The sequence below is a fragment of the Achromobacter sp. SIMBA_011 genome, assembly GCF_046535435.1.
Classification (GTDB): domain Bacteria; phylum Pseudomonadota; class Gammaproteobacteria; order Burkholderiales; family Burkholderiaceae_B; genus Achromobacter; species Achromobacter dolens.
On record NZ_JAWRWN010000002.1, the window covers coordinates 761,229 to 776,203 of the forward strand.

Genomic DNA, 14,975 nt, shown 5'->3' on the forward strand with positions numbered 1-14,975 from the left:
CGACGAATTCGTCGCATTTCCCTATTCGCATTTCGCGCGCCGCCATGACCACACGCCGCAGCACCCGGCTTTCCGAGAGAAAACAGCCGCAGCAGGCCCGTTCGGCCGAGCTGGTCGCGGCCATCCTGCAGGCGGGGGCTCAGGTTTTGGCCAAGGAGGGGGCCACGCGCTTCACCACTGCCCGCGTGGCCGAGAAGGCCGGCGTCAGCATCGGTTCGCTCTATCAATACTTCCCCAACAAGGCCGCCATCCTTTACCGCCTGCAGACGCAGGAATGGCAGCAGACGTCCGACCTGCTGCGGCGTTTGCTCGAAGACACGCGCTACGCGCCGCCCCGGCGCCTGCGCAACCTGGTGCATGCCTTCGTGCGCTCGGAATGCGAAGAGGCCGTGATGCGCGTCGCCCTCAACGACGCCGCGCCGCTGTACCGCGATGCGCCCGAGGCGCGCGCCACCAAGGAAGAGGGCGGCCGCGTCGTGCTCGCCTTTCTCGGCGAGGCCTTGCCTCAGGCCAGCGACGCCACCCGCGCGCTGGCCGGCGATCTCATCACCCACACGCTCAGCGCCGTCGGCAAGCAGTTCTCCGAAAGCCCGCGCAGCGAGGCCGAGATCGAGACCTACGCGGACGCGCTGGCCGACATGCTGTGCGCGTATCTCGACAGCCTGGCAGGCGACAGTCGACAGCCGCGCCGGCGTGCCGCCAAGTAATCTGCAAGGGGGAGGCTGTCTCTCGCGCCATTGCGTACAACTGCCAGGGGGCGGACGCCATTACTGTTCCACCGACGACGGTTGCGCGACGCCCGGCACGCCGCGCCGGATGTTGCGCGAATACTGCGCCGCGTCCCGCGTGGCGCGGGCGCGGTCGGTGTAGCGGCCGGCGTCGCGGTACGCCTGCAAGCTGTCCGCGCCCGCCAGGGCGCCGAGCCGGTACAGATATTCCGGCAGGTACCCGGACAGCAGCAGGCGGTAGTCCAGCGGCAGGCCCGGCACGATCTTGTCGGCCAGCCGGTACACGATGGTGATGCAGTTGGCCGTGAGCGTGTTGTAGAAGCGCGGCTGGCGCCGCAGGCGCGTGGCCGTTTCCACGTACGACAGCAGCAGTTTGCGCGGCGCGCCGGCCGGCATGCGCACGCGGTAAAGGTAGCCGTCCTCGCCGCGCACGTTGGTGCGCACGCGCAGGCTGTCTTCCTCGGCCGAGGCCAGCACCGACAATTCGTACTGGCGAAAGAATCCGCCGATCTCCGAGAATGTGTCATTGCGCTTGCGCCGGATTTCCACCGAGAACACCACGTACTGGCCATCGGTGAACCCGAACGACACCAGCGCATGCGCGATCGCCGGCCGGCCCCAATACGACAGCGCCAGGTCCACCGAGGCCAGCTTCGACAGATCGTAGCGGCGGGTTTCCCAGCGCGCGTCGAAGTCGGTGCGCGAACGCCAGTCGAAGTTGCGCACGTTATGCAGCGTCAGGCGGTCGCCGTCCACCTCGCCGTAGGTGGTGCGGGCCACTTCCGGCATCCAGTCGCGATCGTTGGATGGCCGCATGCCCCAGATCCACCAGGCCAGCAGAATCAGCAGCATTGCCGCGAACACCGCCGCGGGCAACCGATATCCCCAGGCCAATCCGGCCAGCGCGGCGGCGGCCAGTGCCAGCCAGGCCAGCGGCGCCAGCACGCGCGCGCGGCCCCCGCCGGGCGACTGGAACCACAGCGCCAGCGCGCCCCACAGCGCGCCCGCGATCACCACGGCCGCCAGCAGCCCCGTCATGACTGGGTCTGGGCGTTGCGGGCGACGGCCTCGCGGTCCTGGCGGCGCCAGCCGGCGCGCAGCGCGGCGATCTGGCGCAGCGCCGCCTGCGACATCTTCCACCAGCCGAACGGGCGCGGGTCGGCCAGCATGCTGAGCGCGCGCGCATAGTCCAGCGTCAGGCCCGGGGTCCAGGCCATGGTCAGGGCGCGCTTGCGGATCTGCGCCGCCACCCATAGCTCGGGCGTGAACAGCAGGCGCCACATCACCCCCCAGCCGGCATCCGGGCCATGCAGGCGGCCGACCACGCCATCCAGCGCCGCTTCCAGCGCGGCCGAGACCGAGCTGGAACAGTTGCGGTGGGTCAGGTTGTAGATTTCGATCTTGCGGTATTCGTCCCAGAAGGCCGCCAGCTTGGCCGCGTCGTAATTGCGGATGCGCACCTGCATGGTCGACGGGCACCAGGCCTTGGACTCGGTGGCGTAGTCGGGCTGGTACACGCCGGGCACGTTGTTGTCGGCGGTGGCGCGCAGCAGCGTGCCGAACTGTTCGGGCGAGTGGTCGATTTCCACCGCGGGGTACAGGCTGATGTAGATGCCTTCGGGCGATTCGAGCGCGGCATGGCCGGTGGACACGACGCCATTGATGTCCACGGCCGCGATGTAGCGGTCGACCACCGGGTAGTGGCGGGTCTCGGTCCTGGCCGAGCCGGACGGCGTCCATACATGCACGGTCAGGGCGCGCTCGCTGGCCTGGGGCGGGCCATCGAACACTTTCTGCGCCGGGCCGTCGGCGCGCGTCGGCATGAAGGCGGGGTCGGGATTGGCGGCCAGCGCCGGGTTGGCATCGAGGCTGCGCACGCGGCGCGCCAGCCACAGCAGCTTCACACCCGAAATCGCCAGGAACAGGCCGATGCAGTACGGCACCGTGCCGACGTAGTGGGTGGGGTAGGGCTGGAAGAAGAAGATTGCCAGCAGCACCTCGGCCACGCCCGAGGCGAACACCACGCGCCAGCGCTGGTAGCGCACCACATAGGCGGCGATGCACTGGATCAGCCCGTCCACCAGGAACAGCAGTCCGAAGATCATCGACAGCACGAAATGCCCGTGGTGCTGGCCCGCCAGCACCAGCGTGCCGGCCGCCAGCACGAACACGCCCTTGGTGTAGCGCAGCACACGCTGGCCGCCGACCCCCGACTTGGCGATCGCCAGGGTGGCGATGCCTTCGACCACCAGCAGCGCGGCGAAGAAATTCAGCGGGAAATAGAGCGCGTTATCGAGCGCGTCGATGAAGACGAACGCGCCGGCGGCCAGCATCAGCCAACCGCCGATCATCAGGGCGCGGGCGCGCTTGTGCAGATAGTCGACACCAAGCAGCAGCAAAACCAGGTGGCTCATGGGGGCGCAGTCTCCATGCAAGGGTGCGATGCCACGTAGGGCGGATATCGCATGCAGGGTACCGCGAGCGCGTCCCGGTCGTCGAGTCGCGGCTGCCCGCGCCGGCGCCTGGCGGCCGGCTCGGGCAAGGACGCGTCAGGCCAGGGCCGGGACCGCGCGCGGGCGCAGCGTGGCCAGCACCCAATAGACGCCGCCGCCGATTCCCACGCCGAAGAACCAGCCGTAGGTGGCCCACCAAGCCGGCAGCAGGTCGGTGAAGTTGGGCAGGATGGTCGAGAACACGCTGCCGATGCCGGTGGCGATCAGCGCGTTGATGTTCCAGCCGCCCTGGTAGCGGTACTCGCCGTGCTCGTCGTACAGCGCCGCGACATTGATGCGGCCCTTGGCCACCAGGTAATAGTCCACCAGGATGATGCCGAGCAGCGGCCCCATGGTGGCGCCGATGGCATTGACGAAGTGCGCCGCGCCGCCTTCCCACGGCGCGAACGGATACAGCACCAGCGCGATCAGCGCCGCGATGTAGCCGCCGCGCTTGAAGTCGATGCGCTTGGGGAACACGTTCGAAATATCGAACGCGGCCGACACGAAATTCGCCACCACGTTGATGCCCAGCGTGGCCACCGCGAAGGTCAGGGCGGCCAGCAGCGCCAGCACCCAGCTATCGAACTTGGTGGAGATCTGCTCGGGGTGCAGCAGCACTTCGCCATAGACCTTGTAGGCGGCGATGGTGGTGACGCCCGCCACCAGCGAGAACGCCACCAGGTTCACCGGCAGGCCCCACAGGTTGCCGCGCTTGACGGCCTGCCTGTCGCGGGCATAGCGCGAGAAATCGCAGAAGTTCAGGTACAGCGCCGCGAAGTAGGTGATCCAGGTGGCGCCCACCGCCATCAGCGCCCAGAAGCTGCCCGGCGCGCCGTTCACGCCCGCGTCGCGCGTCTTGTCGAGCAGCACGTCCATCGGGATGCCGTGGTCCAGGCTGAAGCCGCCGGCCTTCACGCACAGCCCCACGGCCAGCACCAGCATGGCGATCCACACCGCCGGGCCGGCCCAGTCCTGGAAGCGGCGCACGGTCTCCATGCCTTTCTGGATGATGAGCAGTTGCAGCGCCCAGATGCCGACGTAACAGATCAGCTCCAGCCCCGAATGCCCCAGCCATTGCGTGTTCTGGTGGAAGGCCAGCAGGCTGTCGTTGCGCACCAGCAGCGCCACGATGGCGCCCGAGGCCGCCGCCGTCTGCGCGCCGTACCAGAAACAGGCCACCACCGCGCGCACCAGCGCCGCCAGGTTGGCGCCCCAGATGCCGAACGAGGCGCGCGCCAGCACCGGGTAGGGCACGCCGGTCTTTTCGCCGGCATAGCCCATCAGGTTCATCAGGAAGAAGATCACCAGCGAGCTCAGGCCGATGGCGATCAGGAAGTTGACGAAGCTGCCGCACAGCAGGAACAGGCTGGCGGCCAGGTAGTAGCCCCACAGGCTGTGCACGTCCGAGGTCCAGACGTTGAAGATGCTGAAGGCGCCCCAGCGGCGCTCCTTGGTGGGGGCCAGGTCCTCGTTGTAGAGACCGGGCGACGGATTTCGGATATCGATGGCGAGCTCCCTGGCCCACGTGTGGGCATGGCCGTAAAGGAAGCCGGGCCGACCAATACAGCAGCAACACTTGGACGGAGCCTGGCGCGTACTATGGTGTGCAAAGAGTGTATACAACCTTTGCGCCAGATCGCCCCTGGGGTTTTCCCTTCCGGTGGACGCGTGCGGGGAGCGGGCGGGAGGCGCGGACGCCGTGGGGGCGGCGCCAGGGCGTGGCGTCGGGACCGGCGAGGGCCGGAGGGATCAGCCCGGCAGCGCGCCCCGCAGCCACTGGCTGGCCAGGTCCAGCACGATGTGCGGTTGCTCGCGGTGCGGCACGTGGCCGCAGTTTTCCAGCAGCGCCTGCCGGCCGCCGGCCAGGCGCGCGATGATGCCGGGATGGGCGGACGAGCCGTACTCGTCCTCTTCGCCATGCAGCGCCAGCACCGGGCATTGCACCCGGCGCAGCGCGTCATCGAGGTTCCAGTGCGCGAAGGCCGGCGACAGCCAGGTGTCGACCCAGGCGCTCAGGACCCAGGCGGCCTTGTCGCCGTGATACTTCTTCAGGCGGTCCAACTGGCCCGGTTCGGCGAAGTTGCGTTGCGCCGCGCGGATGCCGTCGAGCGTGCGGTCCTCGGCGAAGGTCTGGGCCGACTCGGTGATCAGCGCCCGGCAATCGGCCGCATGGGCCGCCGCGCAGCAGATGCCCATGCCGCCGCCGACGCTGTGCCCGAAGGCGATGAAGGGGCCGATGTCGAGCGCCCGCCGCAGGTCTTGGAAGCCGCCGTTGGCCTCGGCTTCGACGAAGCCCGTGGCCAGCGTGGCGGGGTTGGGATCGGAGCGGCCGAAGCCCAACCGGTCATAGGCGATGACGGCGCGGCCGGTGGCCAGGGCCAGGCGCTCGGGAAAGTCGCGCCACAGTTCGACGCAGCCCAGCGAATCATGCAGCAGCACGATCGGCGCCGCGTCCGCATCGCGCCCGGCCGGATCCCAGCGCCGCGCGAACAGGCGGCCTTGCGGGGTGGGCACATGGACATCCTGGCTGGCAATCGACGACATGGAGGGATCCTGGGAAGCAAAAAAGCGCCGTGGCGCCATTTGGAGGAATCGCGGGATTATAAAAAACCGCCCGCGCTATTCCTCGGCCGTCCATTCGACCTGCACGCCCAGGCTGCGCAGGTTCTCGACAAAGCGCGGATGGGCGCGGCGGATCGGGGTGGCGTTGCGGATCTCGGAGCGTCCCTCGATGCTGCTGGCGATCATGAACAGCGCGATCGCCACGCGGATGATGTAGGGGCTTTCGACCACCGCCGGCGTCAGCGGATTGCCGCCGAAGGTGATGACGCGGTGCGGGTCCGACGAGAACACGTGGGCGCCGAACTTGGACAGCTCGCCGGTCCAGCCCAGCGCGCCGTCGTAGACCTTGTTCCAGAACATCGCGTTGCCCTCGGCGCACACGCCCAGCGCGATGAAAATGGGCAGCAGGTCCACCGGGAAATACGGCCAGGGCGCGGCCTCGACCTTGGTCAGCACGTTGCTGGTGAAGGGCGTCTGCACCTTCAGCGGGCCGTCGCGCAGCGCGCGCGACCAGCCGTTTTCATGCACGATCTTCACGCCGAACTTGGCGAAGGTGCGGTCGATCAGGGGGAAGTTGGCCGGCGTGCTGTTGCGCACCACCACGTCGCCGCCGGTGATTGCGCCCAGCGCCAGGAACGTGGTGATCTCGTGGAAGTCTTCCTCGAAGGTGAACTCGCCGCCGCGCAGCGTGGCGCCGCCGCGCACCGTCAGGCGCGAGGTGCCGATGCCGTCGATGTCGGCGCCCATCATGGTCATGAAGCGGCAGAACTCCTGCACGTGCGGCTCGGACGCGGCATTGGTCAGCGTCGATTCGCCGGCCGCGGCGGCCGCGCACAGCACGAAGTTCTCGGTGGTGGTGACCGAGGCGTAGTCGAGCCAGTGATGGGTCGGCTTGAGCGGACCGGCGCTGCGCACCAGCAGCGAGCCGCTGGCGCGTTCGACCTCGCCGCCGAACGAGCGGAAGATGTCCACGTGCGGATCGATCTCGCGCACGCCCAGCGTGCAGCCCTTGACGTTGTCTTCCAGCCGCGCCACGCCAAAGCGCGCCAGCAGCGGCGACACCAGCATGATGGACGAACGCATCTCTTCGGGCAGGCGGTGGCGGGCGGCGTCGAAGGTGGTGTCGCGGTGGTGCAGGTCCAGCGTGCGGGTGGCTTCGTCCAGCCGCACCTCGCTGCCCAGGGTGCGGAAGATGTCGAGGATCTTGCGCACGTCGGTGATGTCGGGCACGCCATGCAGCCGCAGCGGCTGGTCGGTCAGCAGCGTGGCGCACAGGATCGGCAGCACGGCGTTCTTGTTGGCCGACGGGATGACGCGGCCGCGCAGGGGGGTGCCGCCGTGGACGATGAGATTGGACATGGGTGAGGAGCTTGGACGACAGGTGGGACGGCTAGGGGAAAACGCGGGGGAAATTGTACCGGCATGGCCCGATGGGCGTTGGCCGTGCTCAGGGGAAATGGTGTCAGACTGCAAACCGGGTGACCGGACGTCGCGGCCGCGGGGGAGGGCGTGGCGCGCCGCCGCATGGACGCATGCCGGCGGCTTCGGTATAAAGACCGGCAGGCGCCGCGCCCGGCGCCACCCACAGGGAATCGCCATGCCCAGCGCCAAGTCCGTCACGAACGCGCACGCCCCGTCGCAGTTGATCGATGCCCGCATCCGCGAGCTGCACGACTGGCGCGGCCCGTTGCTGGCGCGGGTGCGCGAGGTGATCCTTGCGGCCGATCCCGGCGTGATCGAAGAGTGGAAGTGGCAGGTGCCGGTGTGGTCGCTGGGCGGCATCCTGTGCACCGGCGAAACCTACCAGCGCGCGGTCAAGCTGACTTTTCCCAAGGGCGCGGCGCTGCCCGACCCCGCCGGCCTGTTCAACGCCAGTCTGCAGGGCAACGCCCGCCGCGCCATCGACATCCGCGAGGGCGAGGCCATCGACGCGCAGGCGCTGACGGCGTTGATTCGCGCCGCCGCGGCGCTCAATGCCGCCGGCGGCAAGGCGCCCGCCGCCGCCCGCAAACACGCCAAGCCGGCCTGAGCGGCGCCTCCCGTTTTCAGGCCAAGGGGCCGCGGTTCGCAGGGGAGCGGAACTTGCGCAGCATGACCGCGCCGCCGATCGTCAGCGCCAGGCCGCCGCCCAGGTAGGGCAGGCCGAAGATCAGCAACCAGAAGAAGAGCGCCGTCTTGGCGTCGCGCGCCTCGGCCGATCCGGCGGCATGCCCGCCCAGGTCCATTCCCGGCAGGGCGGCCAGCAGCGTCAGCAGCAGCGTCACGCCCAGCACCAGGCAGCCCCACGCAATGCGGCGCCGGTTGTCGGCCACGCGCAGCAGCGCCGCCGCCACCACCACCGCCACCACGAGGCACAGCACACTGCCCGTGATCAACATGCGGTCCAGCGCCACCGGGTCGAGCGGCGCGTCGGGCTGGTCCAGCCCGAAGGCCATCTGCAGCAGTGAGTTGAGGACGCCGTAGGCGGCGCGGCCAATGACCAGGCCAAAGCCGACGCTGGTCAGCCACTTGATTACGGTCGGGTTCATTCAAGATATCCTTGCTGTTGCCTGAACGTCAGAGAATACGCTATTACGAGGTTCGCCCCGGATGTCCGAACATCACCAGTTCATCTTTCCCCGTTACCCCCATCTGCCGCCGCCCGACTGGCCGGCGCTGCAGACGCGCCTGCTGGCCGAGGGCTATCTGCTGGAGCCGCGCGGCGATCGCGTGCCGCGCGAGGCCCTGGACGACCTGAGCCATCGGCTGGCGCGCTTGAAGGAAGGCTCGTTCCAGTATCGCCACGGCCTGCGCACCACCGGCGACGTGATCGCGCTCTATCAGTCCGCCGGCCATCTGCCGCCCGATATCCCGGTGCGTCATCACGACACGATGGAAGAGACGCTGGCATTGCTGGCGGCGCACGGCGTCGCGCCTGATGCGTCGCTCGACGATGAGCGCAGCAACTGGCGCGGCCCGTATTGCTGCCTGGGGCCGGCGGCCCGCGCACTGCTCAACCCCGCGCAGCGCGCGCATTACGACGCCGATCCGGCCGGGTTCAGCGTGGTGATGCTGGCCTACGAGGGGGCCGAGCCGTATGTCGGCGTGGGCGAGAACCTGGAAGTGCCGAGCCTGCCGGGCTCGGATGAACGGCTGGAGGAATTGCCGCCGTTCGGCTCGCACGTCGATTTCATCGGCGTGGCGTACGAGGATCCGGCGGTGCGTTGGCGCAACCCGGCGGACGGGCGCGAATACCATCTGTTCGACCTGGACTGGCATTACAGCCTGGCGCTGGGGTTCCGCATGATCCGCGCCAACTGCCTGGAAGAAGGCAGCGCCGAGGCGCTGGCGCGGGCGATCGGCCAGATGGTCGACCAGCCGATGGCATGCAGCCACCGGCATCTGTGAAACGCGGACGCCAGGCCTGCTGTGGCAGGCCGGGGGCGTCGCATCGAGGCCGTCGCGTCGATCAATAGTAGATGTCGACGTAGTCGGTCAGGCCGCCGCACGCTTCCATCTGCTGCAGGCGCCAGTACTTGCGCTTGCCGGTGGCGCGGAACTCGTAGTCGCCGGTGCGTTCGCAGCGGCGGCCCTTGTCCGGCGCGTCCACGATCAGGATGGTGCCGCGGAAGGTGAAGCGGTCGGCCGAGATAGACAGCACCTGGCCCTTGATCGTCACCGAGCCGTTTTCGTTGGCGTGGCCGCCTTCCAGGCGCACCACGTCGTTCTCGTCCACCGCCTTCAGCTTGCCGCGCGCGTCGGTCCACAGCCATTGCACGCTGATGCCGCTGTTATGCAGCAGTCGCTCGTAGGCGGCCTGGTCCTTGATCTCGGTTTTCTGCGCGCCCTGGGCCTGGGGTTGCGCCGGCGCCTGGCTCTGCGTCTGCGCCGAACCGCGCGGCGGCAGGCGGCCGTCGTTCTGCGCGGGCGGCTGCTGGGTCTGCATCTGCGTCTGGCCCTGCGATTGGGCAGCGGCGCCGCCGCGCGGGGGCAGATCGCCCGCCAGCGTGGCGGAGGCCGCGGTGGCCAGGGCCAGGCCCAGCGCCAGCAGGCCGGCTATCCGTTTCTTGCCGGCCAGGGCCGGGGCGCGATCTTGGTTCTTGTGCATGATTGTCGTGAAGAAAGGAAGGGGGAAAGCGCGCTGTCGCCGGCGCGCGGGCGGTGGCGCCGTCAACTGGGGACGTAACTTAGCACGTGGCCGCGACGGGGTAATTGCGATTTCCGTCTTGTGTATCCAATCGTTAACTTGGCAGCGCAGGCGGCGTCGGGAGCCGCCCGCGCGTGCCTTCACGGCTTGGCGTAGTGGTTCTTTTCGTACTTCGGCCGGGCCTGGAAATTCTTCAGGGCATAGGCGAGGAATTCGGCCTTGCTGATGCGGCCGTCGCCATCCGTGTCCATCGCGGTGATCTGCTCGGGCGTGGCTTCCTGCAGCAGCGGGCCGCGGGTCAGATAACCGTCGGCATTGATGTCCTGCTTGTTGAACGCCGCTTCCATGCGGGTCAGGTATTCCTGCTCGCTCATGGGGCCGTGGTTGGCGGGCTCGATGGCGGCGTCGGGCGCGGCCGGTTTGACGGGGGCGGCTTTCGCGGGCGCGGCCGGGGCGGCGGCGGTATCGGACGCCGCGATCGCGTTGGCCGCAAGGCCTGTCAACAGCATCGCCGCGACCAGCCTGGCCATCAGGGTGGCGTGTTTCATGATTCTCCTTGTTCTCCGAAAGGCGGCCATGCTGTCAGGCGGGGGCGTTGCCGTGGCCGCGCGCGGCTCATTTTGCCTGAAGCGGCGACGCCGGCGCCGGATGCAATCTTTCGGTTACCAATCCGCCGCGCCAGGCCGCGTGCAGGCCGCGATTATTGCGGCAGCAGCCGCAGCCCGGTGCGCTTGACGAACTCGTCGTAGCCGATCGGCGGCCCGGCCTTGGTGCTGGCGCTGTTGGCCTGCCAATGCACCCACGAGCGGTGCGTGGTGGCGTCGTACACGACCTTGTATAGATACGTGGGCACGGCCACGCCGGCGCCGATGGTCTTGGGACGGTCGTCATACACCGGGCCGGTGAAGACGTACACGTCGCCGGCCGCCCGCATCACATACTGGCGCGTGTCCTGCTCGATGCGGCTCCAGGGGCCGGCGTTGTGCTTCTGGTCCTGCGGCACCATGTTGGCCAGCGAAAAGCTCTGCGCCATGGCCTCGGGCGTGGCCATGTCGCCGGCCGGCGCCATGTGGCCGCGCGAGTAGCCCGAGCCGCGGTAGTCATCCAGCTCCGAACGCTCGGCGCGCGGCACCCGCGCCTCGGCGTAGAACTTGTCGGTGCGGTGCAGTCCCTTGGCCTGCGCCAGGTTCTCGCGGTTCAGCCGCTCGGCCACGAACACCGGCGTCTTGGTCGAGCCGTTGTGGAGGATGGCGAACGAGGAGAAACAGACTTCGCGCAAGCGTTGCGCGGCGGGCACCGCGGGCGGCTGGGCATTCGGGAAAAACTGCGGACAGTCGCTGAAGGCGGTCTGCACCAGCGCCGCGTTGGGCGCGGGCAGGGCCACCGGCGCGCTGCGCTGCAGCGACGGCCATTCCAGGCGCGACAGCATGTCGCCAACCGCCGCCGGCATCTTCCATTGCGGATGCAGCACATAGGTGGCGGCGCCGAAACTGGCGAGCGAGGTGACGATCAGCGCGCGCAGGAAGCGCGGCACGCGGCCGGCGGCGCGGCTTTGGGATCGGGAGGGGGAGCTTCTCTTTCTGGGAGCGGGTTTCTTCGCGCGGGTCATGCTACCTGGGGGCTACGGACCGGCCGCCGTGCGGGCCGGCCAAGGTGACCCCGGATTGTAGATGAGTGACGGATTTGTCACGCCGCGCCGCGCCCGCGCCGGAAGGGACATGATGTCGCATCCGGCCCGGACCCCTCGGCGGGGCCGGGCAATCCACGGACTATCAAGCCTCTGCTTCGGGTTCCCGCCGCTGCGCTTCGAATTCCGCGCGGTTGTGCAGATCGAAGTACAGCACCTCGCTCCATTCCAGCCCGAGGATGTAATCCACGCGCTGGTTGCCGCCGCCGTCGAAGCCGTCATCCAGGCGCAGGCCATGGAAGGCGTCCAGCGGCGCCGCGCCGCGTTCGCGGGTGGCCGCCAGCAATTGGCGGCCCGCCTCGGCCGGGTCCGCCGGCAAGGCGTCGAGCGCTTCGCCCGCGCGCCGGCAACGCGCCAGCTCCCGTTCCACCTGGGTCTTGAGCGCGGCTTTGTCCGCTGCCGCCATCAGATCCAGTTCGACCGTTTCCAGCAGCAGATAGTCGTTGCGATGCGCCTCCAGGAAGGCGATGGTCTCGTCCAGCGCCGCCAGCAGTCCGGACGGCGCCCGCGTGTCCGTTTCGGTCTTCGCGCGGGCCGGCGCGAACAAGCGCTTCAGGCCCGCTAGCAGTGACGGCTCCGGGTCCTGCGCCACGTCTTGCGCGGCGGGCGCGGGGGCCGATGCGCCGCCCGGCGCCACGGTCGTCCGCACGATGTCGGCAAAGCGCTTGATCCGCGCCAGCCCCGGCTCGAAGCGGCTGCTGATGGCGTGCAGCGGGGTGCGCTGTTCCGGTTCGTCGTTATCCAGGCCGTCGGAGATCAGGGAGGCGCACAACTGTGGATCGCCCGACATCAGCAGGCGGTACGAGAACGGCACCGCGTAGGGCCATTCGGACAGCCCGGTGATGGTCTCGGGCCGGTCGGCGTAGGCGGCGGGTCGATTGCTCAGGCTGTAGAGATAGGATCGGTTGGCCATGGGGGCGCGGCGCGTGGGAAGGGAAACGGGACGCCGGCTCCGGGGAAGGGCGCGGCACGGATGCGGCGCAGGCCGCCGCGTGGCGCTATTGAACCGCGGCGGCCTTGGCGCACGGTTGCAGACTGCCACGATTTACCACCAGGTATTTCTGGCGCGGCGGCCCGTCCCTGGCATTTAGCTGAAACAGTGTGACTATAATTCCGCCTCATCATGTAATAAGACTGGTTCTTATTGTCATTCACATGCGAGCGGAGTTTCCATGGCTGTAAGCCTTTCGTCCCGCCGGCGCCCGGTGCATTTCCGGGCCCGGCAATTGCCTTTGATCGTATTCGGCCTGGGCCTGCCGGGCGCCGTCCTGGCGCAGTCCGCCCCTGCCGAGGTCCACTTGCCCGCCGTCACCGTCACGGGCAGCGATGTCGAACAGACCGCGGTTGGCCCCGTGCAGGGCTTTGTCGCCAAGCGCGCCGCCACCGCCACCAAGACCGACACGCCGGTGATGGAAACGCCGCAGTCGATCAGCGTCATCACCCAGGATCGCATGACGCTGCAGGGCGCCCAGTCGGTGCAGCAGGCGGCGGGCTATACGGCCGGCGTCACGGCCGGCGCGTTCGGGCCGGACAATCGCGGCGACTCCATCAAGATCCGCGGCACCGATTCCACCCAATACCTCGACGGCCTGCTCAACGCCGTGGGGTCCTACAACAACACCCGGCCCGATCCCTACGCGCTGGAGCGCATCGAGATCCTGCGCGGGCCGTCGGGCATGCTGTACGGGCAGGGCGCCATCGGCGGCATCGTCAACCAGATCAGCAAGCGGCCGCAGCCCGAAGCGATGCGCGAGATCGGCGTCAGCTACGGCAACCACAATCGCAAGCAGATCCAGGCCGACCTCACCGGCCCGATCGACGAAGACGGCAAGTGGCTGTATCGCGTGGTCGCGCTGGGGCGCGACAGCGACAGCTCGGTCAAATACGTCGACGACGACCGCTATTTCATCGCGCCGTCGTTGACCTGGCGGCCCAGTGCCGCCACCTCGTTGACGCTGCTGGCCAATTTCCAGAAAGACAATAGCGGGTCGATGGTCGGTTTCTTCCCGTGGCGCGGCACGCTCACCACCACGCCGGCCGGCCGCATCCCGCAGGACTTCTTCGTCAGCGAACCCGACTTCGACAAGTACACCGCCAGGCAGAGTGCGGTGGGCTACCAGTTCGAGCACGCCTTCAATGACAACGTCACGGTGCGGCAGAACCTGCGCTACACGCACAGCGAGGTCGACTATCGCAGCATCTACACCGCCGGCTTCAACGGCGCCGGCCACGGCTGGGTGCCGGGCAGCGACACGCTGCTGCGCCGCGTGATCTACCAGAACCAGCCGACCCTCAAGCAGTTCGTGGTCGACACCCAGGGCCAGTTCAAGTTCCAGACCGGCCCGATCCGCCACACCCTGCTGACCGGCATCGATTACCAGCGCTCCGTGCTGGATGCGCGCCAGGGAGTGGGCGGCACGGTCGCGCCCATCGACGTGCACAACCCCGTGTACGGCAACTTCACGCCGCCCACCTCGACGGTCAGCGCGCCGACCTCGCGCGGCAACCAGTTGGGCCTCTACATGCAGGACCAGCTCGAATGGGAGCGTTGGCTGCTGATGCTGGGGCTGCGCCATGACCGCTCGCGCGCGTCGGTGGACGATACGCCGTCCGGGTCGCGCGATGACAGCGAGATGAGCAAGCGCTTTGGCCTGATGTACCGCTCCGAGGCCGGCCTCAATCCCTATCTGAGCTACTCGGAATCGTTCCAGGGCCTGGCCGGCTTCAACCGCGCCAACCAGGCGTTCAAGCCGCTGCGCGGCAAGCAATGGGAGGCCGGCCTGAAGTACCAGCCGCCGGGCGAAAACCTGACGGTCACCGCCAGCGTGTTCGACATGACCGAGAAAAACCGCAAGGTCGCCGGCGTGGTCAACGGCATTGCCGACACCGTGCAAGTGGGCGAGGCCCGCACCAAGGGCGCCGAACTGGAAGCGCTGGCGTCGCTGGGCAATGTCGATCTGGTGGCCACCTACACCTTCCTGGACGCCAAGGTGGCCAAGGGCACGCCGGCCGAAGAGGGGCGCCAACTGGCCAGCATTCCCCGGCACATGGCGTCGTTCTGGGCCAACTACCGCTTCAGCGTGATGGGAACCCCGGGCTTCCTGGCGGGGGCGGGCGTGCGCTACAACGGCAGCAGCGATGACGGCACCGGCCAGAACGGCGTGCCCGCCGTCACCCTGTATGACGCCGTGCTGGCCTACGATGCGGGTCCCATGCGCCTGGCGCTGAACGTCACCAACCTGTTCGACAAACAGTACGTGGGCACCTGCCTTGCCCGTGGCGATTGCTTCTTCGGCACCCGCCGCACGGTGATCGGGAGCGTGACCTACCGGTTCTGACGTCCCGCCGGGAGCGCGGTCAAATTGGGGACTTATGAC

General features: G+C 68.5%; 14 protein-coding genes. 4 read left to right on the top strand and 10 right to left on the bottom strand.

Annotated elements, in window-relative coordinates; translation table 11 throughout:
* The first annotated feature begins 44 nt into the window (after positions 1–44).
* On the top strand, positions 45–707 hold the full coding sequence (locus SB816_RS10635) for a TetR family transcriptional regulator (RefSeq protein ID WP_054502236.1): 663 nt from the start codon (positions 45–47) through the stop codon (positions 705–707).
* Positions 708–767: 60 nt separating this feature from the next.
* Here the strand turns inward: SB816_RS10635 and SB816_RS10640 are convergent, their stop codons facing one another.
* From SB816_RS10640 to SB816_RS10660, 5 genes are all read right to left on the bottom strand, one after another.
* Positions 768–1,766, bottom strand: coding sequence for a DUF4105 domain-containing protein (locus SB816_RS10640; RefSeq protein ID WP_410546923.1), 999 nt, complete (start codon positions 1,764–1,766; stop codon positions 768–770).
* Complete coding sequence (locus SB816_RS10645) at positions 1,763–3,142, bottom strand: HdeD family acid-resistance protein (protein WP_410546924.1); 1,380 nt, start codon at positions 3,140–3,142, stop codon at positions 1,763–1,765. Before SB816_RS10645 ends, SB816_RS10640 begins: the two co-directional genes overlap by 4 nt.
* Before the next feature lie 135 nt (positions 3,143–3,277).
* Positions 3,278–4,729 (bottom strand): NCS1 family nucleobase:cation symporter-1, encoded by a 1,452-nt coding sequence (locus tag SB816_RS10650; RefSeq protein WP_054502434.1) that lies wholly within the window; start codon positions 4,727–4,729, stop codon positions 3,278–3,280.
* A gap of 243 nt (positions 4,730–4,972) precedes the next feature.
* Positions 4,973–5,767 (bottom strand): alpha/beta fold hydrolase, encoded by a 795-nt coding sequence (locus tag SB816_RS10655; RefSeq protein WP_410546925.1) that lies wholly within the window; start codon positions 5,765–5,767, stop codon positions 4,973–4,975.
* A gap of 75 nt (positions 5,768–5,842) precedes the next feature.
* Entirely contained in the window at positions 5,843–7,144 is a 1,302-nt protein-coding gene (locus tag SB816_RS10660; RefSeq protein ID WP_410546926.1) for a UDP-N-acetylglucosamine 1-carboxyvinyltransferase, read from the bottom strand.
* Between the two features lie 238 nt (positions 7,145–7,382).
* Between SB816_RS10660 and SB816_RS10665 the strand changes: the two genes are divergently transcribed.
* Positions 7,383–7,814 carry a DUF1801 domain-containing protein gene (locus tag SB816_RS10665; protein WP_064527078.1) on the top strand — a complete coding sequence of 144 codons (432 nt, stop codon included), beginning with the start codon at positions 7,383–7,385 and terminating at the stop codon, positions 7,812–7,814.
* A 16-nt stretch (positions 7,815–7,830) separates the two neighbouring features.
* Here the strand turns inward: SB816_RS10665 and SB816_RS10670 are convergent, their stop codons facing one another.
* Complete coding sequence (locus SB816_RS10670; protein ID WP_175166800.1) at positions 7,831–8,313, bottom strand: hypothetical protein; 483 nt, start codon at positions 8,311–8,313, stop codon at positions 7,831–7,833.
* A gap of 61 nt (positions 8,314–8,374) precedes the next feature.
* Between SB816_RS10670 and SB816_RS10675 the strand changes: the two genes are divergently transcribed.
* Positions 8,375–9,172: a hypothetical protein gene (locus SB816_RS10675; RefSeq protein WP_054502243.1), complete on the top strand. Its 798-nt coding sequence runs from the start codon at positions 8,375–8,377 to the stop codon at positions 9,170–9,172.
* A 61-nt stretch (positions 9,173–9,233) separates the two neighbouring features.
* Here the strand turns inward: SB816_RS10675 and SB816_RS10680 are convergent, their stop codons facing one another.
* The 4 genes from SB816_RS10680 to SB816_RS10695 form a co-directional block, all read right to left on the bottom strand.
* Positions 9,234–9,872, bottom strand: a complete 639-nt coding sequence (locus SB816_RS10680) for a hypothetical protein (RefSeq protein WP_054502244.1) — start codon at positions 9,870–9,872, stop codon at positions 9,234–9,236.
* 179 nt (positions 9,873–10,051) lie between these two features.
* The gene (locus tag SB816_RS10685; RefSeq protein ID WP_410546927.1) at positions 10,052–10,459 is read right to left on the bottom strand and encodes an EF-hand domain-containing protein; all 408 of its coding nucleotides are present in this window, start codon (positions 10,457–10,459) and stop codon (positions 10,052–10,054) included.
* A 152-nt stretch (positions 10,460–10,611) separates the two neighbouring features.
* Positions 10,612–11,520 (bottom strand): DNA/RNA non-specific endonuclease, encoded by a 909-nt coding sequence (locus tag SB816_RS10690; protein ID WP_081273576.1) that lies wholly within the window; start codon positions 11,518–11,520, stop codon positions 10,612–10,614.
* Positions 11,521–11,683: 163 nt separating this feature from the next.
* Positions 11,684–12,511: a hypothetical protein gene (locus SB816_RS10695; protein WP_054502245.1), complete on the bottom strand. Its 828-nt coding sequence runs from the start codon at positions 12,509–12,511 to the stop codon at positions 11,684–11,686.
* A 259-nt stretch (positions 12,512–12,770) separates the two neighbouring features.
* Here SB816_RS10695 and SB816_RS10700 point away from each other — a divergent pair, with 259 nt between their 5' ends.
* The gene (locus tag SB816_RS10700) at positions 12,771–14,936 is read left to right on the top strand and encodes a TonB-dependent siderophore receptor (protein ID WP_240317357.1); all 2,166 of its coding nucleotides are present in this window, start codon (positions 12,771–12,773) and stop codon (positions 14,934–14,936) included.
* The last annotated feature ends 39 nt before the right edge of the window (positions 14,937–14,975 follow it).

Coding starts and splice junctions, on each gene's coding strand:
- SB816_RS10700 (WP_240317357.1), top strand. CDS start 12,771: ATGGCTGTAAGCCTTTCGTCCCGCCGGCGCCCGGTGCATTTCCGGGCC.
- SB816_RS10645 (WP_410546924.1), bottom strand. CDS start 3,142: ATGAGCCACCTGGTTTTGCTGCTGCTTGGTGTCGACTATCTGCACAAG.
- SB816_RS10675 (WP_054502243.1), top strand. CDS start 8,375: ATGTCCGAACATCACCAGTTCATCTTTCCCCGTTACCCCCATCTGCCG.
- SB816_RS10640 (WP_410546923.1), bottom strand. CDS start 1,766: ATGACGGGGCTGCTGGCGGCCGTGGTGATCGCGGGCGCGCTGTGGGGC.
- SB816_RS10660 (WP_410546926.1), bottom strand. CDS start 7,144: ATGTCCAATCTCATCGTCCACGGCGGCACCCCCCTGCGCGGCCGCGTC.
- SB816_RS10635 (WP_054502236.1), top strand. CDS start 45: ATGACCACACGCCGCAGCACCCGGCTTTCCGAGAGAAAACAGCCGCAG.
- SB816_RS10685 (WP_410546927.1), bottom strand. CDS start 10,459: ATGAAACACGCCACCCTGATGGCCAGGCTGGTCGCGGCGATGCTGTTG.
- SB816_RS10695 (WP_054502245.1), bottom strand. CDS start 12,511: ATGGCCAACCGATCCTATCTCTACAGCCTGAGCAATCGACCCGCCGCC.
- SB816_RS10680 (WP_054502244.1), bottom strand. CDS start 9,872: ATGCACAAGAACCAAGATCGCGCCCCGGCCCTGGCCGGCAAGAAACGG.
- SB816_RS10655 (WP_410546925.1), bottom strand. CDS start 5,767: ATGTCGTCGATTGCCAGCCAGGATGTCCATGTGCCCACCCCGCAAGGC.
- SB816_RS10690 (WP_081273576.1), bottom strand. CDS start 11,520: ATGACCCGCGCGAAGAAACCCGCTCCCAGAAAGAGAAGCTCCCCCTCC.
- SB816_RS10665 (WP_064527078.1), top strand. CDS start 7,383: ATGCCCAGCGCCAAGTCCGTCACGAACGCGCACGCCCCGTCGCAGTTG.
- SB816_RS10670 (WP_175166800.1), bottom strand. CDS start 8,313: ATGAACCCGACCGTAATCAAGTGGCTGACCAGCGTCGGCTTTGGCCTG.